Annotated in this window: 26 protein-coding genes and 1 riboswitch; of the genes, 24 read left to right on the forward strand and 2 right to left on the reverse strand. The window is 45.5% G+C overall.

The annotated features are described in order from the left end of the window. Window positions 1–8: 8 nt before the first annotated feature. A complete protein-coding gene (gene rnhC, locus H7F27_RS06845) occupies window positions 9–950 on the reverse strand; it encodes a ribonuclease HIII (RefSeq protein ID WP_095714259.1) in 942 nt (313 codons plus the stop codon). Between the two features lie 133 nt (window positions 951–1083). On the opposite strand from rnhC, the gene zapA reads away from it, so the two are divergent. From zapA to H7F27_RS06920, 14 genes are all read left to right on the forward strand, one after another. Continuing rightward, window positions 1084–1341, forward strand: coding sequence for a cell division protein ZapA (zapA, locus tag H7F27_RS06850; protein WP_024122410.1), 258 nt, complete (start codon window positions 1084–1086; stop codon window positions 1339–1341). 6 nt (window positions 1342–1347) lie between these two features. Next, complete coding sequence (locus H7F27_RS06855) at window positions 1348–1881, forward strand: CvpA family protein (RefSeq protein ID WP_024122409.1); 534 nt, start codon at window positions 1348–1350, stop codon at window positions 1879–1881. Between the two features lie 72 nt (window positions 1882–1953). Next, a complete protein-coding gene (gene polX / locus H7F27_RS06860; RefSeq protein WP_185848736.1) occupies window positions 1954–3666 on the forward strand; it encodes a DNA polymerase/3'-5' exonuclease PolX in 1713 nt (570 codons plus the stop codon). A 20-nt stretch (window positions 3667–3686) separates the two neighbouring features. Further along, window positions 3687–6044: an endonuclease MutS2 gene (locus tag H7F27_RS06865; protein WP_185848737.1), complete on the forward strand. Its 2358-nt coding sequence runs from the start codon at window positions 3687–3689 to the stop codon at window positions 6042–6044. A 14-nt stretch (window positions 6045–6058) separates the two neighbouring features. Then, window positions 6059–6463, forward strand: coding sequence for a DUF350 domain-containing protein (locus tag H7F27_RS06870; RefSeq protein WP_010335217.1), 405 nt, complete (start codon window positions 6059–6061; stop codon window positions 6461–6463). Between the two features lie 187 nt (window positions 6464–6650). Continuing rightward, window positions 6651–8333: an AMP-binding protein gene (locus H7F27_RS06875; protein ID WP_185848738.1), complete on the forward strand. Its 1683-nt coding sequence runs from the start codon at window positions 6651–6653 to the stop codon at window positions 8331–8333. Window positions 8334–8450: 117 nt separating this feature from the next. Beyond that, entirely contained in the window at window positions 8451–9035 is a 585-nt protein-coding gene (gene fadR, locus H7F27_RS06880; RefSeq protein ID WP_014477593.1) for a fatty acid metabolism transcriptional regulator FadR, read from the forward strand. A gap of 14 nt (window positions 9036–9049) precedes the next feature. Continuing rightward, the gene (locus H7F27_RS06885; RefSeq protein ID WP_101861329.1) at window positions 9050–9826 is read left to right on the forward strand and encodes an enoyl-CoA hydratase; all 777 of its coding nucleotides are present in this window, start codon (window positions 9050–9052) and stop codon (window positions 9824–9826) included. A 14-nt stretch (window positions 9827–9840) separates the two neighbouring features. Next, window positions 9841–10614 (forward strand): electron transfer flavoprotein subunit beta, encoded by a 774-nt coding sequence (gene etfB, locus H7F27_RS06890; RefSeq protein WP_024122404.1) that lies wholly within the window; start codon window positions 9841–9843, stop codon window positions 10612–10614. 35 nt (window positions 10615–10649) lie between these two features. Next, on the forward strand, window positions 10650–11627 hold the full coding sequence (locus H7F27_RS06895) for an electron transfer flavoprotein subunit alpha/FixB family protein (RefSeq protein WP_024122403.1): 978 nt from the start codon (window positions 10650–10652) through the stop codon (window positions 11625–11627). A gap of 205 nt (window positions 11628–11832) precedes the next feature. After that, window positions 11833–13320 (forward strand): alpha-N-arabinofuranosidase, encoded by a 1488-nt coding sequence (locus H7F27_RS06900; protein ID WP_095714267.1) that lies wholly within the window; start codon window positions 11833–11835, stop codon window positions 13318–13320. 305 nt (window positions 13321–13625) lie between these two features. After that, complete coding sequence (gene trxA, locus H7F27_RS06905) at window positions 13626–13940, forward strand: thioredoxin (protein WP_003222500.1); 315 nt, start codon at window positions 13626–13628, stop codon at window positions 13938–13940. Window positions 13941–14075: 135 nt separating this feature from the next. After that, a complete protein-coding gene (uvrC, locus tag H7F27_RS06910; protein ID WP_185848739.1) occupies window positions 14076–15848 on the forward strand; it encodes an excinuclease ABC subunit UvrC in 1773 nt (590 codons plus the stop codon). A 64-nt stretch (window positions 15849–15912) separates the two neighbouring features. Continuing rightward, window positions 15913–16092: riboswitch (Lysine riboswitch) on the forward strand. 125 nt (window positions 16093–16217) lie between these two features. Further along, window positions 16218–17450, forward strand: coding sequence for an aspartate kinase (locus H7F27_RS06920; RefSeq protein ID WP_185848740.1), 1233 nt, complete (start codon window positions 16218–16220; stop codon window positions 17448–17450). A gap of 41 nt (window positions 17451–17491) precedes the next feature. On the opposite strand, the gene H7F27_RS06925 is transcribed toward H7F27_RS06920, so the two are convergent. Beyond that, window positions 17492–17938 (reverse strand): YslB family protein, encoded by a 447-nt coding sequence (locus H7F27_RS06925; protein ID WP_010335208.1) that lies wholly within the window; start codon window positions 17936–17938, stop codon window positions 17492–17494. A gap of 292 nt (window positions 17939–18230) precedes the next feature. Here H7F27_RS06925 and sdhC point away from each other — a divergent pair, with 292 nt between their 5' ends. From sdhC to H7F27_RS06975, 10 genes are all read left to right on the forward strand, one after another. Further along, window positions 18231–18839 carry a succinate dehydrogenase cytochrome B558 gene (sdhC, locus tag H7F27_RS06930; RefSeq protein WP_003237652.1) on the forward strand — a complete coding sequence of 203 codons (609 nt, stop codon included), beginning with the start codon at window positions 18231–18233 and terminating at the stop codon, window positions 18837–18839. Between the two features lie 33 nt (window positions 18840–18872). Beyond that, window positions 18873–20633 (forward strand): succinate dehydrogenase flavoprotein subunit, encoded by a 1761-nt coding sequence (gene sdhA, locus H7F27_RS06935; RefSeq protein ID WP_024122398.1) that lies wholly within the window; start codon window positions 18873–18875, stop codon window positions 20631–20633. 2 nt (window positions 20634–20635) lie between these two features. Further along, the gene (sdhB, locus tag H7F27_RS06940; RefSeq protein ID WP_024122397.1) at window positions 20636–21397 is read left to right on the forward strand and encodes a succinate dehydrogenase iron-sulfur subunit; all 762 of its coding nucleotides are present in this window, start codon (window positions 20636–20638) and stop codon (window positions 21395–21397) included. Window positions 21398–21456: 59 nt separating this feature from the next. Next, entirely contained in the window at window positions 21457–21900 is a 444-nt protein-coding gene (locus H7F27_RS06945; RefSeq protein ID WP_185848741.1) for an acyl-CoA thioesterase, read from the forward strand. 115 nt (window positions 21901–22015) lie between these two features. Then, window positions 22016–22240: a spore germination transcription factor GerE gene (gerE, locus tag H7F27_RS06950; protein WP_003184172.1), complete on the forward strand. Its 225-nt coding sequence runs from the start codon at window positions 22016–22018 to the stop codon at window positions 22238–22240. 239 nt (window positions 22241–22479) lie between these two features. Then, a complete protein-coding gene (locus tag H7F27_RS06955) occupies window positions 22480–22920 on the forward strand; it encodes a MarR family winged helix-turn-helix transcriptional regulator (RefSeq protein WP_003222521.1) in 441 nt (146 codons plus the stop codon). Between the two features lie 7 nt (window positions 22921–22927). After that, window positions 22928–23746 (forward strand): glutamate racemase, encoded by an 819-nt coding sequence (racE, locus tag H7F27_RS06960; protein WP_095714270.1) that lies wholly within the window; start codon window positions 22928–22930, stop codon window positions 23744–23746. A 115-nt stretch (window positions 23747–23861) separates the two neighbouring features. Continuing rightward, window positions 23862–24962 carry a spore germination protein GerM gene (gerM, locus tag H7F27_RS06965; protein ID WP_029441379.1) on the forward strand — a complete coding sequence of 367 codons (1101 nt, stop codon included), beginning with the start codon at window positions 23862–23864 and terminating at the stop codon, window positions 24960–24962. 110 nt (window positions 24963–25072) lie between these two features. Beyond that, window positions 25073–25810 (forward strand): ribonuclease PH, encoded by a 738-nt coding sequence (gene rph / locus H7F27_RS06970; protein WP_044154054.1) that lies wholly within the window; start codon window positions 25073–25075, stop codon window positions 25808–25810. A gap of 12 nt (window positions 25811–25822) precedes the next feature. Further along, on the forward strand, window positions 25823–26419 hold the full coding sequence (locus tag H7F27_RS06975; protein ID WP_101861323.1) for an XTP/dITP diphosphatase: 597 nt from the start codon (window positions 25823–25825) through the stop codon (window positions 26417–26419). The last annotated feature ends 8 nt before the right edge of the window (window positions 26420–26427 follow it).

Here is a 26427-nt window from a genome sequence, read left to right on the forward strand (position 1 = left end):
GCTTTTTTCTATGAACGTTTTTTATCCGCCAGGCGCTGCGCTTTCTGCGTATTGGCAAAATGGAGTTTTGTAAAGGTTCGGAGAGCGGATAACCCTTTTTTGAGAATCAGTTTGGCGGCCGCTTCATCTACATGAGGGCCGGCCCCTTTCGGCAGTGTCATTCCCGCCTCGCGCGAAAGCTTATCCATTTCCATTAAAAAGGAATATCTCGCAATAATCGATGCAGCAGCCACTGACAGGTGAATGCCTTCGGCTTTTGTGCTGAAATAGGTGCGCTCCTGTACAATGTCTCTTCCCTTTAAATGGTTGTAGTAGACGCCGGGCTCGGCGAATTGGTCGATCAGAATCGCCTCAGGTTTTACTCCGTCCATTTTTCGCAAAAGATGGGTTATGGCCTGATTATGCAAGAGAGCTTTCATTTTTCCCTGACTCATGCCTCGTTCCTGCATGCTGTTGTACTTTTCGTTTTTTAAAACGAGCAGGCTGTACGGAATGGTTTTGATCAGGCTTCGGGCGATCTCAATGATTTGCGGGTCCTTTAGGTGTTTAGAATCCTTCACACCGAGTTCCTTCATTAAAGAAAGCTTTGTTTTGTCAACGTATGCGCAGACAACCGTCATTGGGCCAAAGTAATCTCCGGTTCCAACCTCATCAGAGCCGATGACAGACATGCCTGCGATGTCTGTTGGAGGGGCGTAGCGTGAATCAGCCGGCTTTTTTGCCGTTTTTTTCTTTTCCTGCGGCTCAGCAGTTCCCCAGCGGGCAGATTCTGCCTCTGCGTTTTTGCCCTGAAACAATACCTTCCCTGACTTATAAGCTGTAATGGTACAGCCTGCCGGTTTTGCCTGGAAAATGGCACCCTGCGGCACAGATGCAGTAAGTGAACTGTTATACGCTGTTTTCATTTGGTCAATAGCAGACATTGGTACTTTTATCACAGAATGGGACACGTAATAATCTCCTTTTTTTACACGATTCACTGTATCTACCAGTGTATCATAACAGCGGGAGGCTCGTCTTTCCATTCATTTAATAAACGTGTTATGATAGGAACTAGGATTCTCACGGAATGGAGGAGAAACGTTGTCTGACGGCAAAAAAACGAAAACAACCGTTGACATTTACGGCCAGCACTTCACTATGATCGGTGAAGAAAGCAGAGCCCATATGAGATATGTGGCTGGAATTGTTGATGATAAAATGAGAGAAATTAATCAAAAAAATCCATATCTTGATATAAATAAACTTGCAGTGCTGACAGCGGTAAATGTGGTGCATGACTATGTGAAATTAAAAGAGCAATATGAAAAACTGGAGCGTCAGCTTAAAGAAAAGGATTGAACAACTATGCTAGATATCATCATCTTAATCTTGCTCCTGATGGGGACTTTACTGGGATTAAAACGCGGTTTTATCCTCCAGTTTATCCGCTTGACGAGCTTTATTCTTTCGATCGCGTTTGCGTCTTTATTCTATAAAAATGTCGCACCGCATTTGAAGTGGATTCCCGCGCCCGATTTTTCAGCGGGACAGCCGGCGTTTTCTTTTTTCTCGGGAAATTTGGAAGCAGCCTACTATAATGCGATTGCGTTTGTCGTTCTATTTATTATCGCTAAAATCTTACTGAGAATCATCGGCTCATTCCTAAGTATTGTAGCGGGCATTCCTGTGATTAAACAAATCAACCAAATGCTCGGTGCCGTTCTCGGTTTTCTGGAAGTCTATTTATTTACATTTGTGCTGCTGTATGTTGCTTCCGTACTTCCGATAGACGGCTTACAGCAAATGATGGGGCAATCGTCTCTCGCAAATGTCATGATCAACCATACACCGTATTTGTCAGGGCTTTTACAGGAGCTTTGGACGCAATACGGAGGATAAAAAACTTCTCTTGTCCGGAGAAGTTTTTTTCAAGTATGATGGAAACATATGTGAACGTCTGGGGGTTATTCTATGCATAAAAAAGATATTATCCGGCTGCTGGAAACCATTGCAGTCTACATGGAACTGAAAGGGGACAACCCGTTTAAAGTTTCCGCATTCCGAAAAGCAGCGGCAGCCTTGGAACAGGACGACCGCAGTTTATCAGAAATGGACGACATGATGTCACTGTCCGGTATCGGAAAAGGCACGTACAGCGTCATAAAAGAATATATAGATGAAGGAAAGTCAAGTACGCTCGAATCACTGCAGCAGGAGGTGCCGGAAGGGCTGGTGCCTTTATTGAAGCTCCCGGGGCTCGGCGGCAAAAAAATCGCAAAGCTGTATAAAGAGCTTGGCGTACATGATGCAGAATCATTGAAGGAAGCCTGCGAACAGCAGAAAGTCCAAGGGCTTGCGGGATTCGGCAAGAAATCCGAAGAAAAAATATTACAGGCGCTCGGAGAAGCCGGAAAACAGCCTGAACGTTTTCCGATCGGCTATGCGCTCCGGGTCGCGCGGGAAATTGAAGAGCATCTTTCTCAATTGACAGACATCATCAAATATTCCCGTGCCGGAAGTCTCCGCAGAGCACGCGAAACCGTCAAAGATCTGGATTATATTATTGCGACGGATCATCCCGCTGAAGTAAGAGAGCAGCTGCTTGCGCTGCCAAACATCAAAAGCGTCATTGCCAGCGGGGACACGAAGGTATCGGTCATTCTTTCTTTTGAATATGAAACAAGTGTCGATTTCCGTCTCGTGACGGAAGAACAATTCCCGACAACTCTTCATCATTTTACGGGATCGAAGGACCACAATATCAAAATGCGGCAAATTGCAAAAGAACGCGGTGAACGGATCAGTGAGTACGGCGTCGAGACGGTTGAAACAGGAGAAATCAAAACCTTCCCGAGTGAACGGGAATTTTACGCACACTTCGGCTTGCCGCTGATCCCGCCGGAACTCCGTGAAAGCGGGCAAGAGGTGGAAACCTACAACGACAGCATTGAACTCATAGAGCACGATCAAATCAAAGGCGATCTCCACATGCACTCCACATGGAGCGATGGCGCCTTTTCGATCAGGGAAATGGCTGAAGCATGCATGAAAAAAGGCTATCAGTACATGGCTATCACTGATCACTCGCAATATTTAAAGGTCGCCAACGGGCTGACTGCTGAAAGGCTCAAGCAGCAGGCGAAAGAAATTGACGCGCTGAATGCTGAGTTTGAGAACTTCCGTATTTTTAAAGGCGTTGAGATGGATATTCTTCCTGACGGCACACTTGATTATGATGACGATGTGCTGGCGGAAATGGATCTTGTCATTGCATCCATCCATTCAAGCTTTAATCAGCCGGAGCACGTCATTATGAAGCGGCTTGAGACGGCACTGACCAACAAGCATGTTGACATTATCGCACATCCGACCGGACGCCTCATCGGCAGACGTGCCGGTTACGAAATCGATATCGACAAACTGATTGAGCTCGCGAAGAAAACAAATACGGCGCTTGAACTCAACTCTAACCCTGCGCGTCTCGACCTGCGGACAGAGCATTTAATCAAAGCAAATGAACAAGGAGTTACATTGGTCATTAATACCGATGCCCATAACATCGAGATGTTAAACGATATGAAAACCGGCGTCACTGCCGCGCGCAAAGGCTGGACGGAAACGAAAAACGTCCTGAATGCCCGGTCGCTTGAAGATGTACAGGCATTCCTGAAGCGCAACGATTAAGTAAGGAGGCTCACACAACCGTGCAGCAAAAAGTATTATCATCTCTTGAATTCCATAAAGTGAAAGAACAGGTAATCGAGCACGCCGCTTCATCGCTCGGAAAAGAAATGCTTCTCCAGCTAAAGCCTTCTGCTTCGATTGACGAAATCAAAAAACAGCTGGATGAGGTAGATGAAGCCTCTGCGATCATCCGGCTGCGAGGCCAGGCACCGTTTGGCGGCCTTACCGATATCAGAGGGGCATTAAGACGGGCGGAAATCGGCAGCGTTCTCAGTCCCTCGGAATTCACTGAAATATCAGGACTGCTTTACGCAGTCAAACAAATGAAACACTTTCTCGGACAAATGGCTGAAGACGGAGTCGACATTCCGCTGATGCAGCAATATACTGAACAGCTCATTACACTGCCCGATTTAGAACGAGAAATTAATTCCTGCATAGATGATCACGGCGAAGTGCTTGATCACGCGTCAGAAACGTTAAGAGGAATCCGCACGCAGCTCAGAACGCTCGAATCGAGAATCAGAGACCGGTTAGAGTCCATTCTGCGTTCCTCCTCTGCTTCGAAAATGCTGTCTGATACGATTGTTACAATCCGAAATGACCGCTTTGTTATCCCGGTCAAACAAGAGTACAGATCAAGCTACGGAGGCATTGTGCATGACACCTCTTCTTCTGGCGCGACTCTGTTCATTGAACCGCAGGCGATTGTAGATATGAACAACTCGCTTCAGCAGGCGAAAGTGAAAGAAAAGCAAGAAATTGAACGGATTTTACGCGTGCTGACAGAGCATACGGCGGAGCACACAGAGGAACTTTTTCAAGATTTGCAAGTCCTGCAGACGCTTGACTTCATTTTTGCAAAAGCGAAATACGCAAAAGCGGTCAAAGCTACAAAACCGACCATGAATGACAGCGGATTTGTCCGTCTGAAAAAAGCGCGCCATCCATTGCTTCCGCCTGATCAGGTGGTCGCCAATGACATCGAGCTGGGCGGCGATTTTTCAACCATCGTGATTACAGGACCGAATACCGGGGGGAAAACAGTTACTTTAAAAACACTGGGGCTGTTGACCTTAATGGCGCAATCGGGTCTTCATATTCCGGCAGATGAAGGATCGGAAGCCGCTGTATTTGAGCATGTGTTCGCTGATATCGGCGATGAACAGTCGATCGAGCAAAGCTTAAGTACATTTTCTTCCCATATGGTGAACATTGTCGGCATTTTAAAACAAGTCAACGAAAACAGCCTTGTGCTCTTTGATGAACTGGGCGCGGGTACAGACCCGCAAGAAGGTGCGGCACTCGCCATGAGCATCCTGGATGAAGTCCACCGCACCAATGCCAGAGTATTAGCGACGACGCATTATCCTGAGTTAAAGGCCTATGGCTATAACAGAGAAGGCGTCATGAACGCCAGTGTCGAATTTGACATTGAGACCCTTTCACCAACCTATAAGCTCTTAATCGGTGTGCCGGGACGAAGCAACGCCTTTGAAATTTCTAAACGGCTCGGGCTTCCGGACCATATTATCGGGCAGGCGAAATCAGAAATGACGGCCGAGCATAATGAGGTCGATACGATGATTGCGTCTCTTGAACGAAGCAAAAAACGGGCGGAAGAAGAGCTTTCTGAAACAGAGGCGTTCAGAAAAGAAGCCGAAAAGCTGCATAAAGAGCTGCAGCAGCAAATCATCGAACTCAACAGCAAAAAAGACAAATTGATGGAAGAGGCCGAACAGCAGGCGGCTGAAAAAGTTAAAGCGGCCACAAAAGAAGCTGAAGACATCATTCACGAATTACGCTCGATTAAAGAAGAACACAAGTCCTTCAAGGATCACGAGCTGATTAACGCGAAGAAACGGTTAGAAGGCGCTATGCCGACCTTTGAAAAGTCCAAAAAACCGGAAAAACCGAAAACGCAAAAACGCGTCTTGAAGCCGGGGGATGAAGTAAAAGTCCTTACTTTCGGGCAGAAAGGAACATTGCTTGAAAAAACCGGCGGCAATGAATGGAATGTTCAAATCGGCATTTTAAAAATGAAAGTGAAAGAAAAAGACCTTGAATTTATCAAATCGGCTCCGGAACCAAAAAAAGAAAAACTCATTACGGCGGTTAAGGGCAAAGATTACCACGTATCGCTTGAACTTGATCTTCGCGGCGAGCGCTATGAAAATGCCCTCAGCCGTGTTGAAAAATACTTGGATGACGCGGTGTTAGCGGGATATCCAAGAGTGTCCATTATTCACGGCAAAGGTACCGGCGCTTTAAGAAAAGGCGTGCAGGATCTCCTGAAAAATCACCGCAGCGTTAAAAACTCCCGTTTCGGTGAAGCTGGTGAGGGAGGATCAGGCGTTACAATTGTTGAACTAAAATAAAAGGGAGTATGGCCATGAGTGATTTTTGGGAAAACGAGCTTGTGGAAATCGCGGCGTATTACAGTGTCGCGGTTCTCTGCCTCGTCCTCTTTTTGACTGTGTTTGAGCTGGTGACAGCTTATAAAAACTGGGAAGAGATTCAAAATGGAAATCTCGCTGTGGCAATGGCAACAGGCGGGAAAATTTTAGGGATAGCAAATGTGTTCCAGCACTCCATCTCTCAGCACAATTCTCTGCTGCAAATGATCGGCTGGGGTGTGTACGGATTTGTTATGCTTTTGATCAGCTACTTCATTTTTGAGTTTTTGACACCGCGGTTTAAAATTGATCAAGAAATTGAAAATGATAACCGGGCTGTCGGCTTTATTTCATTTGTCATTTCTGTCGGGCTCTCATTTGTTGTGGCAGCCGGAATATAAGGGGACGGAGAATAGATGGAAAAGCTTGCAAAAATACTGCTCGCCGCGGCGGGAATCTTTTTGTTGATTGGTCTTATATATCTGTTCGTATGATGAGAAAAAGAAAGATTTTCCTTTCTTTTTCTTTTTTTTGCCGTCCATCTGCTATAATAATAGGGTGAACTCTAAAATCGAAAGGGGAGGTTTTATGCAGTCTCAAAAGCCGTGGCTAGCCGAGTATCCCGACGATATCCCGCATGAGCTTCCATTGCCGAACCAAACCCTGCAATCCATCCTGACAGACTCCGCTGCACGATTCCCTGACAAAACAGCAGTATCTTTTTTCGGAAAAAAACTCACCTTTCATGACATTTTGACGGATGCTCTTAAACTCGCAGCTTTTCTGCAGCAAAATGGCCTGCAAAAAGGAGACAGAGTGGCTGTCATGCTGCCCAACTGTCCGCAGTCCATCATTTCTTATTATGGGGTGCTGTTTGCCGGCGGTATCGTGGTGCAGACAAACCCGCTCTACACCGAGCATGAGCTCGAATATCAGCTGAGAGACGCAGAGGCCAGGATGATCATCACCTTAGATTTGCTTTTCCCGAAGGCAATAAAAATGAAAACGTTATCAATCGTAAATCAGATTTTGGTGACGAGTATAAAAGACTATTTGCCGTTTCCAAAAAATATTCTCTATCCGCTTACGCAAAAACAAAAAGTGCACATTGACTATGATGAAAACGACAATATTCATACCTTTGCTTCGAGCATGAAGCGGGAAAAAACAGAGCTGATCACAATTCCGGACATTGACCCTGAGCATGATATCGCCGTTCTGCAATACACTGGAGGTACGACGGGAGCGCCCAAAGGAGTCATGCTCACGCACAGAAATATTTTAGCCAATACCGAAATGTGTGCGGCTTGGATGTACAACGTAAAAGAAGGCGATGAAAAAGTGCTTGGCATTGTCCCATTTTTTCACGTCTATGGGCTGACGGCAGTGATGAATTATACGATTAAACTAGGATTTGAAATGATCCTGCTTCCCAAGTTCGATCCGCTGCAAACGCTCAAAATCATCGATAAACAAAAACCGACACTGTTTCCCGGCGCGCCGACGATTTACATTGGCCTCTTGCATCATCCCCAATTACAGCAATACGATCTGTCATCCATTAAAAGCTGCCTCAGCGGATCAGCCGCTCTCCCTGTCGAGGTGAAGCAGCAATTTGAAAAGCTGACTGGCGGAAAGCTTGTGGAGGGATATGGTTTATCCGAGGCATCTCCGGTGACACACGCTAATTTTATCTGGGGAAAAAACAAACCCGGCAGTATCGGCTGTCCATGGCCTAATACAGACGCAGCCATTTACTCTGAAGAGACTGGCCAATTTGCCGCTCCGTATGAGCATGGTGAGATTGTCGTAAAAGGCCCGCAGGTCATGAAGGGGTACTGGAACAAGCCGGAGGAAACGGCTGCTGTCTTAAGGGACGGGTGGCTTTTTACCGGAGACATGGGCTATATGGATGAAGATGGATTTTTCTATATTGCCGACCGGAAGAAAGACATCATTATCGCAGGCGGCTATAATATTTACCCGCGGGAAGTTGAAGAAGCGCTGTACGAACATGAAGCGATTCAGGAAATTGTCGTTGCAGGCGTGCCTGATTCGTACAGAGGGGAAACGGTAAAAGCGTTTGTCGTGTTAAAGAAAGGCGCACAAGCCGACGCAGCAGAACTGGACGCTTTCGCCAGAGCCCGTCTCGCACCCTATAAAGTGCCGAAAGCCTATGAATTCAGAAAAGAGCTTCCGAAAACAGCGGTTGGGAAAATTTTAAGAAGGCGTTTACTTGAAGAAGAAACCGAAAATCATCATATCAAGTAACAAATAGAGCCAGAAAAAGAGAACATTTATGAATAAACTTGACAAACCGGAAAATCCTTCTTATCATAAAATTATGAATGAATAGTCATTCATTTCTATAGGAAGGAACGATGAAAATTGAAGCAAAAACGGCCAAAGTATATGCAGATTATTGATGCAGCAGTTGAAGTCATTGCGGAAAACGGCTACCACCAGTCACAGGTATCTAAAATCGCCAAACAAGCCGGAGTAGCGGACGGCACCATCTATCTTTATTTTAAAAATAAAGAAGACATTTTAATTTCTCTGTTTAAAGAAAAAATGGGCCAATTCATTGAGCGGATGGAAGAGGACATAAAAGAAAAGGCAACAGCAAAAGAGAAATTGGCGCTCGTGATTTCAAAACATTTCTCACTTTTGGCGGGCGACCATAACCTCGCCATTGTCACTCAGCTTGAGCTCCGCCAATCCAATTTGGAGCTGCGGCAGAAAATTAATGAAATATTAAAAGGCTACTTAAATATTTTAGACGGCATTCTGACGGAAGGAATACAATCAGGTGAGTTAAAAGAAGGCCTCGATGTCCGCCTCGCCCGGCAAATGATTTTTGGAACGATTGACGAAACCGTGACGACCTGGGTGATGAATGATCAAAAGTATGATCTGGCTGCTTTGTCAGACAGTGTTTTAGAATTACTGGTATCCGGAATTCACAATAAGTAAAGGAGTTCTGTCCTATGAATGCAATATCACTCGCAGTTGATCAATTTGTTGCAGTTATGACGATTCACAATCCGCCGGCAAACGCGCTTTCCAGCCGGATATTAGAAGAGCTGTCCTCTTGTCTTGATCAGTGTGAGACAGATGCCGGCGTGCGGTGCATTATTATTCACGGCGAGGGTAGGTTTTTCTCCGCCGGCGCTGATATCAAAGAATTTACATCACTGAGAAACAGTGAGGATTCCTCAATGCTGGCTGAACGCGGCCAGCAGCTGATGGAGAGAATGGAGAGCTTTCCAAAACCGATTATCGCAGCGATTCACGGAGCTGCCCTCGGCGGCGGGCTGGAGCTTGCAATGGCCTGCCATATCAGAATTGCGGCAGAAGATGCCAAACTGGGGCTTCCTGAGCTTAACCTCGGTATTATTCCCGGTTTTGCAGGTACACAGCGGCTCCCGCGATACGTTGGTACAGCAAAAGCATTGGAGCTCATTGGATCAGGAGAACCGATATCGGGAAAAGAAGCGCTTGACCTCGGACTTGTGACAATTGGAGCAAAAGATGAAGCAGAAGTGCTTGAAAAAGCGAAAACGCTTGCCGCCAAATTTGCAGAAAAAAGCCCGCAAACGATGGCGTCTCTGCTTGAGCTTCTCTATACAAATAAGGTGTATTCCTATGAAGGCAGCTTAAAGCTTGAAGCAAAGCGTTTTGGAGAAGCGTTTGAGTCGGAGGACGCCAAGGAAGGCATTCAGGCATTTCTCGAAAAAAGAAAGCCTCAGTTCAAAGGCGAATAAAAGGGGATATGATCATGAATCTATTTGTACTGATGAAACGGACGTTTGACACAGAAGAAAAAATCGTCATTGACGCAGGAAAGATTCAGGATGACGGGGCTGAATGGATTATCAATCCGTACGATGAGTACGCGATTGAAGAAGCCATTCAGCTGAAGGAAAAACACGGCGGCACCATCACCGTTGTTACTGTCGGCGGCGAAGAAGCGGAAAAGGAGCTGCGTACAGCGCTTGCCATGGGATGTGACCAAGCCGTTTTAATCAACATAGAAGATGATCTCGAAGAACCCGACCAGTATTCCATTTCTCAAGTTTTATACCACTATATGAAGGATCAGGAGTTTGACCTTATTCTCGGAGGAAATGTCGCGATCGATGGAGGCTCAGGACAAGTGGCGCCTCGCCTGGCAGAGCTTTTGGACATTCCGTGCATCACGACGATCACCAAACTTGACATCAATGGAAGTGACGCAGAAGCGGAAAGGGACGTTGAAGGGGATGTTGAAAAAATCAAAACGACTCTTCCTTTGCTGGTCACAGCTCAGCAAGGCTTAAATGAACCGCGCTACCCATCGCTTCCGGGGATCATGAAAGCCAAGAAAAAACCGCTTGAAGAGCTTGAGCTGGATGATCTGGACTTGGATGAAGAAGATGCTGAACCAAAAATGAAAACAATTGAACGTTTTCTGCCTCCGAAAAAAGAAGCCGGAAAGCTTCTGCAGGGTGAGCCTGCCGAACAGGCAAAAGAGCTCGTATCATTGCTCCGCAGCGAGGCGAAAGTCATTTAGCGCTTGCACATTCAAAGAAACAGGGGGATGTTAGGATGGGAAAAAAAGTGATCGTACTCGGAGAAATTCGTGACGGAGAACTGCGAAATGTCACCTTTGAAGCGATCTCCGCTGGAAGAACCATTTCAGGTGATGGAGAAGTGATCGGTGTTCTTATAGGAGAAAACGTATCACAGCATGCAGAGGAGCTTATCCACTACGGTGCAGACAAAGTTCTCACAGCTGAGGACCCAAAGCTCAAGGCATATACGGCAGACGGATACAGCCAAGTGATGCGAACCATTATTGAAAAGGAGAAACCTGATGCGGTCGTATGCGGACACACTGCAATGGGGAAGGATCTGTCGCCGAAGCTTGCAGCCCGGCTCCAAACGGGATTGATTTCTGACGCTACAGATGTAAGCGTTACCGGAGAGAACGTTGTTTTCACAAGACCGATTTACTCAGGGAAGGCATTTGAACGTGTCATTTCAACGGATCCGATGACGCTTGTGACGATTCGTCCAAACAACATTCAAGCGTTAGAAAAAGACGCCAGCCGGGCAGGCAGCATTGAAAGCATCGAAGTTTCCCTTACGGATCTCCGTACCGTCATACAAGAGATCGTCAAAAAAACAGCGGACGGCGTTGATCTCTCTGAAGCGAAAATCATTGTTGCGGGCGGCCGCGGTGTAAAAAGCAAGGAAGGCTTTCAGCCGCTGCAGGAGCTTGCCGAGGTGCTGGGCGCAGCAGTCGGCGCTTCACGCGGGGCGTGTGACGCTGATTATTGTGACTATGCTCTTCAAATCGGACAGACCGGAAAAGTTGTCACTCCTGATTTGTATATCGCCTGCGGAATTTCCGGTGCCATTCAGCATTTGGCGGGGATGTCCAACAGCAAGGTAATTGTCGCCATCAATAAAGATCCTGAAGCCGATATTTTTAAAATAGCTGATTACGGTATTGTAGGAGATTTATTTGAAGTCGTCCCATTACTGACTGAAGAATTCAAACAGCTGAATATTCACTCATAAAGGGAAGCCCCGGACTGCAAAAGTTCGGGGTTTTTGAATACATACGTACAAATATTTAGTAATAAAAAAAGTCGTTGACATGTACGGACATATATAATAAGGTTACTTTAAAAGCGCTTACATTCACGCTGGCTCCTCAGACAAAACACAGATCCTATATTTGACTGTGGTGCTTTTCATATTTGTATGAAAGGAATGATCAAGCATGTCTGAACATACAGCAGTAATTCAAACAGATATTGTAAAAGGAACGATCAACAAAAATATATACGGTCATTTTGCTGAGCATTTAGGAAGAGGGATTTATGAAGGGATTTGGGTCGGAACGGAATCAAGCATTCCTCATATAAACGGTATAAGAAAAGATGTGTTAGAAGCGCTGAAACAGCTGCGTATTCCTGTCCTCCGATGGCCGGGAGGCTGCTTTGCGGATGAATATCATTGGGCTAATGGTGTGGGTGACCGCAAGACGATGCTCAATACTCACTGGGGCGGTACAGTTGAATCGAATGAATTCGGGACACATGAATTTATGATGCTGTGCGAGCTGCTTGAGTGCGAACCTTACATTTGCGGCAATGTAGGAAGCGGAACAGTTCAGGAAATGGCAGAATGGATCGAATATATGACCTTTAAAGAAGGCACGCCCATGTCGGATTGGAGAAAACAAAACGGAAAAGAAGAGCCTTGGAAGCTGAAATATTTTGGGGTGGGCAATGAAAATTGGGGCTGCGGCGGCAACATGCACCCTGAGTACTATGCCGATCTATACCGCCGTTTTCAAACGTATGTCCGCAATTACAGCGGCAATGAAATTTATAAAATTGCCGGCGGTGCAAACGTCGATGATTTTAATTGGACGGACGTGCTCATGAAAAAAGCCGCTGGCCTGATGGATGGGCTAAGCCTTCATTACTACACGATTCCGGGAGATTTCTGGAAGGGCAAAGGATCGGCCACAGAATTTACAGAGGACGAATGGTTCATCACGATGAAAAAGGCCAAATACATTGATGAATTGATTGAAAAACACGGCACAATTATGGACCGGTATGATCCGGAACAGCGGGTCGGACTGATTATTGACGAATGGGGCACATGGTTTGACCCTGAGCCAGGAACAAACCCAGGCTTTTTATATCAGCAAAACACGATTCGTGACGCGCTGGTCGCAGCTTCTCACTTTCACATTTTCCATCAGCATTGCCGCCGGGTGCAAATGACCAACATCGCACAGACGGTAAACGTGCTTCAAGCTATGATTCTGACTGATGGAGAACGGATGCTATTAACGCCGACATACCATGTGTTTGATATGTTTAAGGTACATCAGGATGCCTCTCTTTTAGATACTGAAACAACGTCCGCTGACTATGAATGGAAGGGAGAAACGCTGCCTCAAATCAGTGTGTCAGCATCAAGAAATGCTGAGGGCGATATAAACGTCAGCATCTGTAACATTGATCATCAAAATAAAGCAGAGGTGGAGATCGAGCTGAGAGGTCTTGACAAGACTGTGGATCATTCCGGCGTTATCCTGACTGCTGAAAAGATGAACGCCCATAACACGTTTGATGATCCGGAGCACGTAAAACCTGAAGCGTTCAGCCGTTATTCTGTAAATAAAAACAAATTGAAAGCAAAGCTGCCGCCAATGGCAGTTGTCTTACTCACATTACGGACTGATTCTTAACCAAAAAAAGGAGCGCCGATCCACTAGAGGACAGCGCTCTTTTTTGTTTTGAAACAGCTCCAAAAGGGCATGGTAAAGTATATGACGGTGATAGAAGGGATGTTGTCCTATGCTTCGTACAATTTTAATGATCATCGGCGCAATCGTGGTGATCGGAGCGATTATCAGATTCGTGTTTTAACGCCCCATTCTATGAGTAAACCGATTGTGATCAGGAAAAAATAATTTATAAGCATTTAAATAGCGTGAACGAATGGGAGATGCTATACTAAAAATCATCATTTCACAATTGGAGGAATTCAATAATGGCTATCGTAAAAGCAACTGATCAATCTTTCTCAGCTGAAACAAGCGAAGGCGTCGTACTGGCTGATTTCTGGGCCCCTTGGTGCGGACCTTGTAAAATGATTGCACCTGTTCTTGAAGAATTGGATCAAGAAATGGGCGACAAACTGAAAATCGTAAAAATCGATGTAGATGAGAACCAAGAAACAGCAGGCAAATACGGCGTTATGAGCATCCCGACACTTCTTGTTTTAAAAGATGGAGAAGTTGTTGAAACATCTGTAGGCTTCAAACCGAAAGAAGCGCTTCAAGAGCTTGTAAACAAACATCTTTAATGTTCGGCTGCTTACATGCCAGAGCGATTCCAATTGAGGGATCGCTTTTTTTATTCGCCAATCGTGAACCATGGAGAAAAACACCTGTTCGTGTTAAACTGGAAACAAAGGACTAACTATAAGGAAGGGTAGCATATGAACAAACAACTGAAAGAAAAACTCGCCCTCCTTCCCGATCAGCCCGGTTGTTATTTAATGAAGGACCGTCAGCAGACAGTGATCTACGTAGGAAAAGCAAAAGTGCTGAAAAACAGAGTGCGCTCCTACTTTACCGGGTCCCATGACGCAAAAACACAGAGGCTTGTGACGGAAATCGAGGATTTTGAATATATCGTGACGTCCTCCAATCTTGAAGCGCTAATTTTAGAAATGAACTTGATCAAAAAGCATGATCCGAAATATAACGTCATGCTGAAAGATGATAAAACCTATCCTTTTATAAAACTCACCCATGAACGCCATCCAAGGCTGATTGTCACCCGCAATGTCAAAAAAGACAAAGGGCGCTATTTCGGACCCTATCCGAATGTGCAGGCCGCAAGGGAGACGAAAAAGCTGCTCGACCGTCTCTACCCTCTCAGAAAATGCTCAAAGCTCCCCGACAGAGTGTGTCTTTATTATCACCTCGGACAATGTCTTGCTCCGTGTGTAAAGGACATTTCTGAAGAGACAAACAGAGAGCTGGTTGAGAATATTACGCGTTTCTTAAAGGGCGGCTATAACGACGTTAAAAAAGAGCTTGAAGAGAAAATGCTTGAAGCGGCTGAAAACCTTGAATTTGAACGGGCAAAGGAGCTTCGTGACCAAATTGCCCATATCGAATCAACGATGGAAAAACAAAAAATGACGATGAACGACTTAGTCGACCGTGACGTATTCGCTTACGCTTATGATAAAGGCTGGATGTGCGTACAGGTCTTTTTTGTACGGCAAGGAAAGCTCATCGAACGTGACGTCAGCATGTTTCCGCTTTATCAGGAAGCAGATGAAGAGTTCCTTACCTTCATCGGGCAGTTTTATTCAAAAAACAATCATTTTCTGCCGAAGGAGATTTTAGTGCCGGACAGCGTCGATCAATCGATGATTGAGCAGCTGTTGGAAACAAACGTCCATCAGCCGAAAAAAGGGTCGAAGAAAGAATTGCTTATGCTGGCACATAAAAACGCAAAAATCGCGCTTAAAGAAAAATTCTCTTTAATCGAACGTGACGAGGAGCGTTCAATCGGTGCTGTGCAGAAACTCGGAGACGCCTTAAATATTTATACCCCGCACAGAATCGAAGCGTTCGATAACTCGAATATACAAGGGACAAACCCGGTTTCGGCGATGATTGTGTTCATCGACGGCAAACCATACAAAAAGGAATACCGCAAATACAAAATCAAAACTGTCACAGGGCCTGATGATTACGGCTCAATGAGAGAGGTTGTCAGACGAAGATATACAAGAGTGCTTCGCGAAAACCTGCCGCTCCCTGACCTGATCATTATAGACGGAGGGAAAGGCCAGATCAATGCGGCCCGTGACGTCATAGAAAACGAACTCGGCCTTGATATCCCGATTGCCGGCTTGGCGAAGGATGATAAACACAGAACCTCCAATTTATTAATCGGCGATCCGCTGGAGACGGTTTATCTTGAACGAAACAGCCAGGAATTTTACCTGCTTCAGCGCATTCAGGATGAGGTGCACCGGTTTGCGATCAGCTTCCACAGGCAAATCCGCGGGAAAAGCGCGTTCCAGTCTGTGCTAGACGATATACCCGGGATCGGAGAAAAAAGAAAGAAAATGCTGTTAAAGCATTTCGGTTCCGTCAAAAAAATGAAGGAAGCAAGCCTCGAGGACATCAAAAAAGCGGGTGTACCCGCAGCGGTGGCACAGCTGCTTTATGATAAATTGCAAAAATAATGTTGTCCTTTTGAAAAAGTTCTGATAAAATGTGAACTAATTTCATAATTAGATCGTGTAATATGGTGAAGATAGAGGTGCGAACTTCAAGAGTAAGCCTTTGGAGAAAGATGGATTCTGAGAAAAAGGCTGAAAGGGGAGCGTCGCCGAAGTAAATAAAACCCCATCGGTATTATTTGCTGGCCGTGCATTGAATAAATGTAAGGCTGTCAAGAAATCATTTTCTTGGAGGGCTATCTCGTTGTTCATAATCATCGTGATGATTAATTGATAAGCAATGAGAGCAATTCCTCTCATTGCTTTTTTTATTGTGGACAAAGCGCTCTTTCTCCTCACCCGCACGAACCAAAATGTAAAGGGTGGTTATACATGGGTCTCATTGTACAAAAATTCGGTGGTACTTCCGTCGGCTCAGTCGAAAAAATTCAAAATGCAGCAAACCGTGTCATTGCGGAAAAACAGAAAGGCCATCAAGTCGTTGTTGTCGTATCAGCTATGGGGAAATCCACTGACGCATTGGTCAGCCTTGCAAAAGACATCACTGATCAGCCGAGCAAACGTGAAATGGATATGCTGCTGGCAACAGGCGAGCAGGTCACCATTTCCTTGCTTTCCATGGCGCTGCAGGAAAAAGGCTATGACGCCGTTTCCTATACAGGATGGCAGGCGGGGATCCGCACGGAGGCCGTCCATGGCAACGCCAGAATTACGGAGATGAACACGTCTGCCTTAGAAAGCCAGCTTCAAAAGGGAAAAGTAGTTGTTGTGGCAGGATTTCAAGGCATGACAGACGACAGTGAAATCACGACTTTGGGCAGGGGCGGTTCAGACACAACAGCAGTGGCTTTGGCTGCCGCATTAAAAGCGGACAAATGTGATATTTATACCGACGTGCCCGGCGTGTTTACAACCGATCCGCGCTACGTGAAATCAGCGAGAAAGCTTGCCGGCATCTCTTACGATGAAATGCTGGAGCTTGCCAATTTAGGCGCTGGAGTTCTTCATCCGAGAGCGGTTGAATTTGCGAAAAATCACCAAGTGCCGTTAGAAGTGCGTTCAAGTACAGAAACAGAAGCGGGAACATTAATTGAGGAGGAATCATCCATGGAGCAGAATCTTATCGTCAGAGGCATCGCGTTCGAAGATCAAATCACAAGGGTAACCATCTACGGGCTGATAAGCGGACTGACCACTTTGTCTACTATTTTTACAACTCTTGCAAAAAGAAACATTAACGTGGATATCATTATTCAAACGCAGGCGGGAGACCATGAGACCGGAATTTCCTTCTCTGTTAAATCCGAAGACGCGGACCAGACTGTTGCCGTACTTGAAGAGTACAAAGATGCGCTGGAATTCGAAAAAATCGAGACAGAAAGCAAATTGGCCAAAGTATCCATTGTTGGATCAGGCATGGTATCAAACCCTGGTGTAGCGGCTGAAATGTTTGCTGTACTGGCGGAAAAAAACATATTAATCAAAATGGTCAGCACATCTGAAATCAAAGTTTCAACAGTAGTGAGCGAAAATGACATGGTAAAAGCGGTGGAAGCACTGCACGATGCGTTTGAACTCTCGAAACACCCTTCAGCTGTGTCATGACAACCAAAAAGGCGGGACTCATGCAGTCACCGCCTTTTTCATTAAACAGGGTCTTTCATATCCCATTTAACAGTCAGAACCACTTTATCGGCTCTCTTTTTTACTTGTTCGTATGATTCGGCAATCTGATCATTCATCAATTGAATTTGCTCGGCGATGAAGCCAGCTTCCAGCTGAAAGCACGGTTCTTTCTGATATTTGAGCCGATTGGAAATGATCTGCCCTTCAAGCTCGAATTCCAGCTCCTGTTTCTTTGCGCTAACGTTTGTGAGGGTTCCCCAGCCTGCTTCTTCAAAGAAAGCCGGAAATTCCTCCCATGATTCAAGAGGAAACTTTCGGGCGAGATGTTTCCCTGCCCAATACATCATGGAAGAGTAATCTTGGCCAAGCATGTCTGGGAGAACAATCTCTCGTATCAGTTCATAGGCATAGGCGTTCATTTCAATTTCTTTTAGATTATGTATTGATGCTTCATATTTAGACTTCATATCTGTCTCCCCTCTCTCCTTCGTATATTATAGCCCAAACAGGGGGGAGGATTACAGAATGATCCTGTAATTCTCATGAAAAATTAAGAAAGAATTATATATTGATAAAATAAAATTTTTGAATCAACTAATCAATTCGGAAAATTAGAATTTATGTACGCGTTTTCTTGACGCCCTTTTGTGGTAGGAGTAAAATGAAATTGTCAATAAATCTTAATAAAGTGCTTACAATTGAAAGAAGTGGGGGAAGAGATTTAGCACATTTCGCACTTATCAAACAGGGGGTAAAGTAATGTCTGGGAACAGAGAGTTTTATTTTCGAAGATTGCATTCCTTGCTTGGCGTCATACCGGTCGGCATCTTTTTGATTCAGCATTTGGTCGTCAACCAGTTTGCCGCAAGGGGCGCGGAAGCATTCAATAATGCTGCTCATTTTATGGATAGTCTGCCTTTCAGGTATGCTCTGGAAATCTTTATTATCTTCTTACCTTTAATTTATCATGCAGTTTATGGTGTGTACATAGCGTTTACTGCGAAAAATAACGCAGGACAATATAGCTATATGCGAAACTGGCTCTTCGTCCTGCAGCGTGTAACCGGTATCATCACTCTCATTTTTGTGAGCTGGCATGTGTGGGAAACCCGCATTGCTGCACAGATGGGCGCTGAGGTCAATTTCGACATGATGGCGAATATCTTGAGCTCGCCGGCTATGCTGGGCTTTTACATTGTAGGTGTTTTATCGACAATTTTCCACTTCTCGAACGGTTTATGGTCTTTTGCTGTCACGTGGGGCATCACTGTAACGCCACGTTCTCAAAGAATTTCGACGTACGTTACGCTGATTATCTTTGTTGCACTGTCATACGTAGGCTTAAAAGCGATTTTTGCATTTGTATAAGAGTACTAGATTACTAGAGGGAGAGGGGCTATCATGAGTCAAACAAGCATTATTGTAGTCGGCGGGGGTCTTGCCGGCCTCATGGCGACAATCAAAGCAGCGGAATCAGGAATGGCGGTTAAGCTGTTTTCCATCGTTCCTGTGAAACGTTCTCATTCGGTTTGTGCCCAAGGCGGCATCAACGGAGCAGTCAATACAAAAGGGGAAGGCGACTCTCCGTGGGAACATTTTGACGATACTGTATACGGGGGAGACTTTCTTGCCAATCAGCCGCCGGTTAAGGCGATGTGTGAAGCGGCGCCATCAATCATCCACTTATTAGACCGGATGGGCGTCATGTTTAACCGGACGCCTGAGGGGCTGCTTGATTTCCGCCGATTTGGGGGTACACAGCACCACAGAACAGCTTATGCAGGTGCGACGACTGGCCAGCAGCTGCTTTACGCTTTGGACGAGCAAGTGCGCAGATACGAGGTTGCCGGTCTGGTCACAAAATACGAAGGCTGGGAATTCCTTGGCGCTATATTAGATGATGACAGAACCTGCCGCGGAATTGTCGCGCAAAACCTGACAAACATGCAAATTGAATCCTTCCGTTCTGACGCTGTCATTATGGCGACAGGCGGACCGGGAATCATTTTCGGTAAATCCACAAACTCCATGATTAATACAGGGTCTGCTGCATCGATCGTTTATCAGCAGGGAGCGTATTATGCAAATGGAGAATTCATTCAGATCCACCCGACAGCCATACCGGGGGATGATAAATTAAGGTTGATGAGTGAATCTGCACGCGGTGAAGGCGGACGTGTATGGACATACAAAGACGGTAAGCCGTGGTATTTCCTTGAAGAGAAATATCCTGCATATGGAAACTTGGTGCCGCGTGATATTGCGACACGCGAAATATTTGATGTGTGTGTGAATCAGAAACTCGGCATCAACGGCGAGAATATGGTATATCTCGATCTGTCTCATAAAGATCCAAAAGAGCTTGACATTAAGCTCGGCGGCATCATTGAAATTTATGAGAAGTTTATGGGAGACGACCCGCGCAAACTTCCGATGAAAATCTTCCCTGCGGTTCATTATTCAATGGGCGGCTTATGGGTGGACTACGATCAAATGACAAATATTCCGGGACTGTTTGCCGCTGGAGAATGTGATTACTCCATGCACGGCGGCAACCGCTTGGGAGCAAACTCCCTGCTCTCCGCGATTTACGGAGGAATGGTAGCCGGACCGAATGCGGTTAAATATGTAAACGGCTTAGAATCTTCCGCAGAGGATATGTCTTCATCGATATTCGATGCCCACGTGAAAAAAGAAGAAGAAAAATGGGCTGAGATCATGAATATGGACGGAAACGAAAATGCATACGTCCTCCATAGAGAGCTCGGGGAATGGATGACGGCGAATGTGACGGTTGTCCGCCATAACGACAAGCTGTTGAAAACAGATGACAAAATTCAGGAGTTAATGGAGCGGTATAAAAAGATTAACATCAATGACACGACAAAATGGAGCAACCAGGGAGCTATGTTTACACGCCAGCTTTCAAACATGCTTCAGCTTGCCAGGGTGATTACACTGGGTGCTTACAACCGTAATGAAAGCAGGGGCGCCCATTATAAACCGGATTTCCCTGAGCGTAATGACGATGAATGGCTCAAAACAACAATGGCTAAACATGTAAGCCCGTATGAAGCGCCTGAGTTTGAGTATCAGGATGTTGATGTATCACTGATAACGCCTCGGAAACGGGATTACTCGAAGAAGAAGGTGGCGAAATAATCATGAGTGAGAAAAAGACCATACGATTTATTATCACACGTCAAGATACACCCGACAGCACGCCTTACGATGAAGAATTTGAAATACCATACCGCCCGAACCTGAACGTCATTTCCGCTTTAATGGAAATCCGCCGGAATCCGGTTAACGTGAAAGGTGAAAAGACAACTCCTGTCACATGGGATATGAACTGTCTTGAAGAAGTATGCGGCGCATGTTCAATGGTTATAAACGGAAAGCCCCGCCAGTCTTGTACGGCGCTTGTTGACCAGCTTGAACAGCCGATCCGCTTAAAACCGATGAAAACATTCCCGGTCGTGCGTGATCTGCAGGTTGACCGCAGCAGAATGTTTAATTCTCTGAAAAAAGTAAAAGCGTGGATACCGATCGACGGCACTTACGATTTAGGACCGGGACCGAGAATGCCGGAAAAACGCCGCCAGTGGGCATATGAATTATCAAAATGCATGACGTGCGGTGTCTGCCTGGAAGCCTGCCCGAATGTAAACAGCAAATCGAAATTCATGGGGCCTGCTCCGATGTCTCAGGTCCGTCTGTTTAACGCCCATCCGACAGGAGCCATGAACAAATCCGACCGGCTGGAAGCGCTGATGGATGAAGGAGGCCTTGCAGATTGCGGCAACTCGCAAAACTGCGTTCAATCCTGTCCGAAAGGCATTCCGCTTACCACTTCTATCGCTGCCTTAAACAGGGATACAAACTTACAAGCATTCCGCAATTTCTTCGGAAGCGACAGAGTATAAGATGAAAAAAACCTCTTCCGCATGGGAGAGGTTTTTTTAACAATAAGGAGATGAGTGAAATGAAGCTTCCTGCTTACATTGACATGCCGTTTCAAAAATGGAAAGAATCCTTTTCTTTTTTTAATGAAGTATCTGTACGATTTTCTGAAACAGATATGCTTGGGCATATGAATAATGTAATCCCTTTCATCTATTTTGAAGAAGCGAGGATATCTTATTTTAAAAATCTGAATATGATGAAACAACATAAGCAAACCATGACAGTCGTTGCCAGTCAGCAATGTGATTATCTGCGCCAAGTTATGCCTTATGAAGACTTGCGTATTTATGTAAAAACAAGCGCTGTCGGCAGTTCATCCCTCACCTTGCATTACCTCGGAGAAAATAGCGTAGGGGAGCCTTGCTTCACCGGAGCCGTTGTCATGGTTCAAGTGTCAAAGGAAAGCGGAAAGGCTGTCAGCTGGACGAGTGAGGAGAAAGAAAAGCTTCTCCATACACCATAAACTAATTCTTCTGTAAACGTCACCTCCTGCGCCCTCCTGACATATGATATCTTGACTATATCAAAACCCATTCGTTTCAGATTCGCTCTCACCTTAGCAAGGAGGGTTACAATACTTGAAGGAGAAAGAATTTCAATCGAAGCCGCTGCTAACGAAAAGAGAAAGAGAAGTGTTCGAATTGCTCGTTCAAGATAAGACAACAAAGGAGATTGCAAGCGAGCTATTTATCAGTGAGAAAACCGTTCGAAACCATATTTCAAATGCCATGCAGAAATTAGGTGTGAAAGGGCGTTCGCAAGCCGTTGTTGAGCTTCTTAGAATGGGTGAGCTAGAGCTTTAATCCTTGCCGGTATTCCTTCTTTTCAGGAGGGAGCCGGTTATTGCTGTTTGTTTGAAAAGTTCCAAATTCCTATATTAAACTTGGATGATACGATATAAAACGAGATTTTCAATTTGCTTTCATTTGCCTAATGTCCCTCTATTTCTCGTCCCGCGAGTCTTGCATTTTCTTTAAAAAAGAAGGAAAATAGACACGGAACGCTTTTGTGCGTAAGAGATCCTTGAGTGAGGGATGGACAAATGACATCAAAACCTTTGGAGCATGTTGCGGACATTGAAAAGTCGCTCCGCCACATTGCCGCGATCATTAAACAAAAAGGAAGAGAAATCCTAAACCAATACGCGATCACGCCGCCGCAATTTGTCGGTCTGCAATGGCTTTATGAATTAGGAGACATGACAATCGGCGAACTATCGGGGAAAATGTATCTGGCATGCAGCACGACGACGGATCTCATCGACCGTATGCAAAAAAATGAGCTTGTCGAGCGGGTAAAGGATCCGGCGGACAGACGTGTCGTCAGGATACACCTTCTGCCTGAAGGAGAACGCATTATCCAAGAGGTCATTACAAAAAGGCAGGAATACCTGCGTGATATGTTCGAAACGTTTACAGATGAAGAAATAGCCATCTTCGAAAAATCATTGATGAAACTGCAGCATGAAATGAAGAGAAAATGAGGCGATTTTGTTGGAACAACCAATAGGAGTCATTGATTCCGGGGTTGGCGGGTTAACCGTTGCAAAGGAAATCATGAGACAGCTACCAAAAGAAAATATAATCTACGTAGGGGATACAAAACGGTGTCCGTACGGGCCGCGTCCTGAAGAAGAAGTGCTTCAATACACGCGGGAGCTGACAAATTATTTGTTGAAAAACCACCACATTAAGATGCTGGTGATCGCCTGCAACACCGCGACAGCAATTGCACTGGAAGACATCCAGCGCGACGTTGATATTCCGGTGGTCGGGGTGATCCAGCCTGGTGCGCGGGCAGCGATAAAAGTGACAGAAAATCAGCATATCGGTGTAATCGGCACAGAAAACACCATTAAGAGCAATGCTTATGAAGAAGCCCTTCTGGCATTAAATGCCGAACTGAAGGTCGAAAATCTTGCCTGTCCGCTGCTTGTGCCGTTTGTGGAAAGCGGAAAGTTTCTGGACAAAACAGCAGACGAGATTGTCAAAACATCATTATCTCCATTAAAAGATACATCGATTGACTCGCTGATTTTAGGCTGCACCCATTATCCTATTTTAAAAGACGCAATTCAAAGATATATGGGAGAGCATGTGAATATTATTTCGTCAGGCGATGAAACAGCCCGGGAAGTGAGTACGATTCTATCGTATAAAGGACTGCTGAATCAATCTCCGTTTGCCCCGGATCATCAATTCCTGACTACAGGAGAACGGGATCAGTTTGCGAAAATAGCAGATGACTGGTTTGGCCATGAAGTAGGTCACGTAGAATGCATCTCTTTGCGAGAACCAATTAGAAGATAGTTTTGCCCCGCAACGGCGTGTTGCGGGTTTTTTCTGTTTTTAATGGAATTCATCGGTCTATTTCCCGCAGAGGCTCGTATACATAGTAGTACAAACAGCCTTAGGAGGGAAAAGTATGCTGAAAAAAGGACCTGCAGTCATTGGTGCCACTTGTCTCACCTCTGCCTTGCTTTTATCCGGGTGCGGTTTATTTCAATCCGATAAGACAGCTGAGGAAATCGATCCGCCTCAAGACGTTACATACGTAAATGATGAAGCGGGGACCGATTCAAATACAACAGCAGCCGAAAAAACAAAAAATGAAAAAAGTGATACCGAAAAAGCGAATCAGGACTCTTCTACAGTGATGAGGGAGCTTTATCTCATTGATAAAAACGGTTATGTCGTTGCGCAAACGATGCCTCTTCCGAAAAGTGAAGGAACGGCTAAGCAGGCGCTTGAATACCTTGTGCAGGGCGGGCCTGTGTCAGAGATTCTGCCGAATGGCTTCAGAGCCGTTTTGCCGGCTGACACAACTGTTAACGTAGACATCAAAAAAGATGGCACTGCTATAGCGGACTTCTCGAAAGAATTTAAAAACTATAAGAAGGAAGATGAACAGAAAATCGTCCAATCGGTGACGTGGACGCTGACTCAATTCAGTTCAATTGATAAAGTGAAGCTGAGAATCAACGGCCATGAACTGAAGGAGATGCCTGTAGGCGGCACGCCGATCTCAGACGATTTAAGCCGTAAGGACGGGATTAATTTGGAAACTGCCGGCGTCAATGATCTCACAGCTACACATCCGCTGACAGTCTATTATTTAGCGGAAAACGATGACAGTGAATATTACGTGCCGGTAACAAAACGAATTGACAATTCCAAAACAGACGACATTACAGCGGCTATTAATGAACTGGCTGAGGGCCCGAGCAAGGCGAGCGGCCTGTTGACGGATTTCAGCGAAGATGTGAAATTGGTCAGTAAGCCGAAAATCAAAGATGGACGTGTAACGTTAGATTTTAATCAATCCATTTTCGGAAGCGCCGATGAAAAGACGAAAATGATTTCTTCAGAAGTGCTCAACAGCATTGTGCTGACTTTAACAGAGCAGCCGGATGTAAAAAGCGTATCTGTTAAAGTGAACGGAAAAGCCGAGCTTGTGAACGAAAAAGGCGAAAAACTTTCAGAAGCGGTATCCAGACCGTCTCAAGTGAATACGGGTAGTTTTTAAATTGGGATTTTTGATATACTAGAAAGAAAGAGGTTAGCGTTCCGGCTGCCTCTTTCTTTATTCAATTCCGGGACAAAAATGGTTTATGTACATACAATCGGAGGTAAAACATGAGACATGACGGAAGACAACATGATGAGCTGCGTCCAATCACGTTTGATTTGGACTTTATCAGCCATCCGGAAGGGTCTGTTCTAATAACAGCGGGGAATACAAAAGTAATCTGCAACGCATCTGTAGAGGATCGCGTACCGCCGTTTTTGCGGGGCGGAGGCAAAGGCTGGATTACAGCTGAATACAGCATGCTGCCGCGGGCTACAAATCAAAGAACGATCAGAGAATCTTCCAAAGGAAAAATTTCCGGCAGAACGATGGAAATTCAGCGTTTGATCGGCCGCGCGCTTCGGGCAGTCGTTGATTTAGAGAAACTGGGCGAACGGACGATTTGGATTGACTGTGACGTCATTCAGGCGGACGGAGGAACGAGAACGGCTTCCATTACCGGAGCATTTCTTGCCATGGCGATTGCGGTTGGCAAGCTTCTCAAAGCAGGAACGATTAAAACAAACCCGCTCACTGATTACCTGGCAGCGATCTCTGTCGGAATTGATAAAGAGCAGGGAATTTTGTTAGATTTAAATTATGAAGAAGATTCTGCTGCTGAAGTTGATATGAATGTCATCATGACAGGCAGCGGCCGCTTTGTGGAGCTTCAGGGAACAGGGGAAGAGGCAACCTTTTCACGTGAGGATCTGAATGGGCTTCTCGGTCTTGCAGAAAAAGGCATTCAGGAACTGATTGACAAGCAAAAAGAAGTACTGGGCGATTCTCTTCCAGAACTGAAATAATGACAGAAAGGCTTGATCATCATGAAAGAAGCAATTATTGCAACTCACAATCCGGGAAAAGTGAAGGAATTTAAAGAAATCCTTGAGCCGAAAGGGTACGAGGTAAAATCATTAGCTGAAATCGGGTTTACAGATGAAATTGAAGAGACAGGCCATACGTTTGAAGAAAATGCGATTCTAAAAGCGGAAGCGGTGGCGAAAGCAGTGAACAAAATGGTGATTGCAGACGACTCCGGCTTGTCCGTTGATAATTTAGGAGGCCGTCCCGGCGTCTATTCAGCACGTTATGCAGGGGAACAGAAAGATGACCAGGCGAATATCGATAAAGTGCTGAGTGAGCTGAAAGGCATCGAAAAAGAGCAGCGTACGGCCCGTTTTCGCTGCGCGCTTGCCGTGAGTATTCCGGGAGAGGAAACAAAAACTGTTGAGGGGCATGTTGAAGGGTATATTGCCGAGGAGCCGAAAGGTGAATACGGCTTTGGCTATGACCCGATCTTTATCGTCAAAGATAAAGATAAGACAATGGCAGAGCTGACAAGTGATGAAAAAAATAAAATCAGCCACAGGGCTGACGCACTTAAAAAGCTGTCGAAGCTGTTGGAGGCATAAGGGGGAGC

Origin of the sequence: Bacillus sp. PAMC26543, assembly GCF_014250375.1 — a bacterium.
Lineage (GTDB): Bacteria > Bacillota > Bacilli > Bacillales > Bacillaceae > Bacillus > Bacillus halotolerans.

Excerpts from the sequence above, each read along its gene's own strand:
- H7F27_RS06855 (WP_024122409.1), top strand. The coding sequence starts at position 1,348 with ATGCTAGATATCATCATCTTAATCTTGCTCCTGATGGGGACTTTACTG.
- polX (WP_185848736.1), top strand. The coding sequence starts at position 1,954 with ATGCATAAAAAAGATATTATCCGGCTGCTGGAAACCATTGCAGTCTAC.
- H7F27_RS06870 (WP_010335217.1), top strand. The coding sequence starts at position 6,059 with ATGAGTGATTTTTGGGAAAACGAGCTTGTGGAAATCGCGGCGTATTAC.
- H7F27_RS06875 (WP_185848738.1), top strand. The coding sequence starts at position 6,651 with ATGCAGTCTCAAAAGCCGTGGCTAGCCGAGTATCCCGACGATATCCCG.
- H7F27_RS06885 (WP_101861329.1), top strand. The coding sequence starts at position 9,050 with ATGAATGCAATATCACTCGCAGTTGATCAATTTGTTGCAGTTATGACG.
- etfB (WP_024122404.1), top strand. The coding sequence starts at position 9,841 with ATGAATCTATTTGTACTGATGAAACGGACGTTTGACACAGAAGAAAAA.
- H7F27_RS06895 (WP_024122403.1), top strand. The coding sequence starts at position 10,650 with ATGGGAAAAAAAGTGATCGTACTCGGAGAAATTCGTGACGGAGAACTG.
- H7F27_RS06900 (WP_095714267.1), top strand. The coding sequence starts at position 11,833 with ATGTCTGAACATACAGCAGTAATTCAAACAGATATTGTAAAAGGAACG.
- trxA (WP_003222500.1), top strand. The coding sequence starts at position 13,626 with ATGGCTATCGTAAAAGCAACTGATCAATCTTTCTCAGCTGAAACAAGC.
- uvrC (WP_185848739.1), top strand. The coding sequence starts at position 14,076 with ATGAACAAACAACTGAAAGAAAAACTCGCCCTCCTTCCCGATCAGCCC.
- H7F27_RS06920 (WP_185848740.1), top strand. The coding sequence starts at position 16,218 with ATGGGTCTCATTGTACAAAAATTCGGTGGTACTTCCGTCGGCTCAGTC.
- H7F27_RS06925 (WP_010335208.1), bottom strand. The coding sequence starts at position 17,938 with ATGAAGTCTAAATATGAAGCATCAATACATAATCTAAAAGAAATTGAA.
- sdhC (WP_003237652.1), top strand. The coding sequence starts at position 18,231 with ATGTCTGGGAACAGAGAGTTTTATTTTCGAAGATTGCATTCCTTGCTT.
- sdhA (WP_024122398.1), top strand. The coding sequence starts at position 18,873 with ATGAGTCAAACAAGCATTATTGTAGTCGGCGGGGGTCTTGCCGGCCTC.
- sdhB (WP_024122397.1), top strand. The coding sequence starts at position 20,636 with ATGAGTGAGAAAAAGACCATACGATTTATTATCACACGTCAAGATACA.
- H7F27_RS06945 (WP_185848741.1), top strand. The coding sequence starts at position 21,457 with ATGAAGCTTCCTGCTTACATTGACATGCCGTTTCAAAAATGGAAAGAA.
- H7F27_RS06955 (WP_003222521.1), top strand. The coding sequence starts at position 22,480 with ATGACATCAAAACCTTTGGAGCATGTTGCGGACATTGAAAAGTCGCTC.
- gerM (WP_029441379.1), top strand. The coding sequence starts at position 23,862 with ATGCTGAAAAAAGGACCTGCAGTCATTGGTGCCACTTGTCTCACCTCT.
- rph (WP_044154054.1), top strand. The coding sequence starts at position 25,073 with ATGAGACATGACGGAAGACAACATGATGAGCTGCGTCCAATCACGTTT.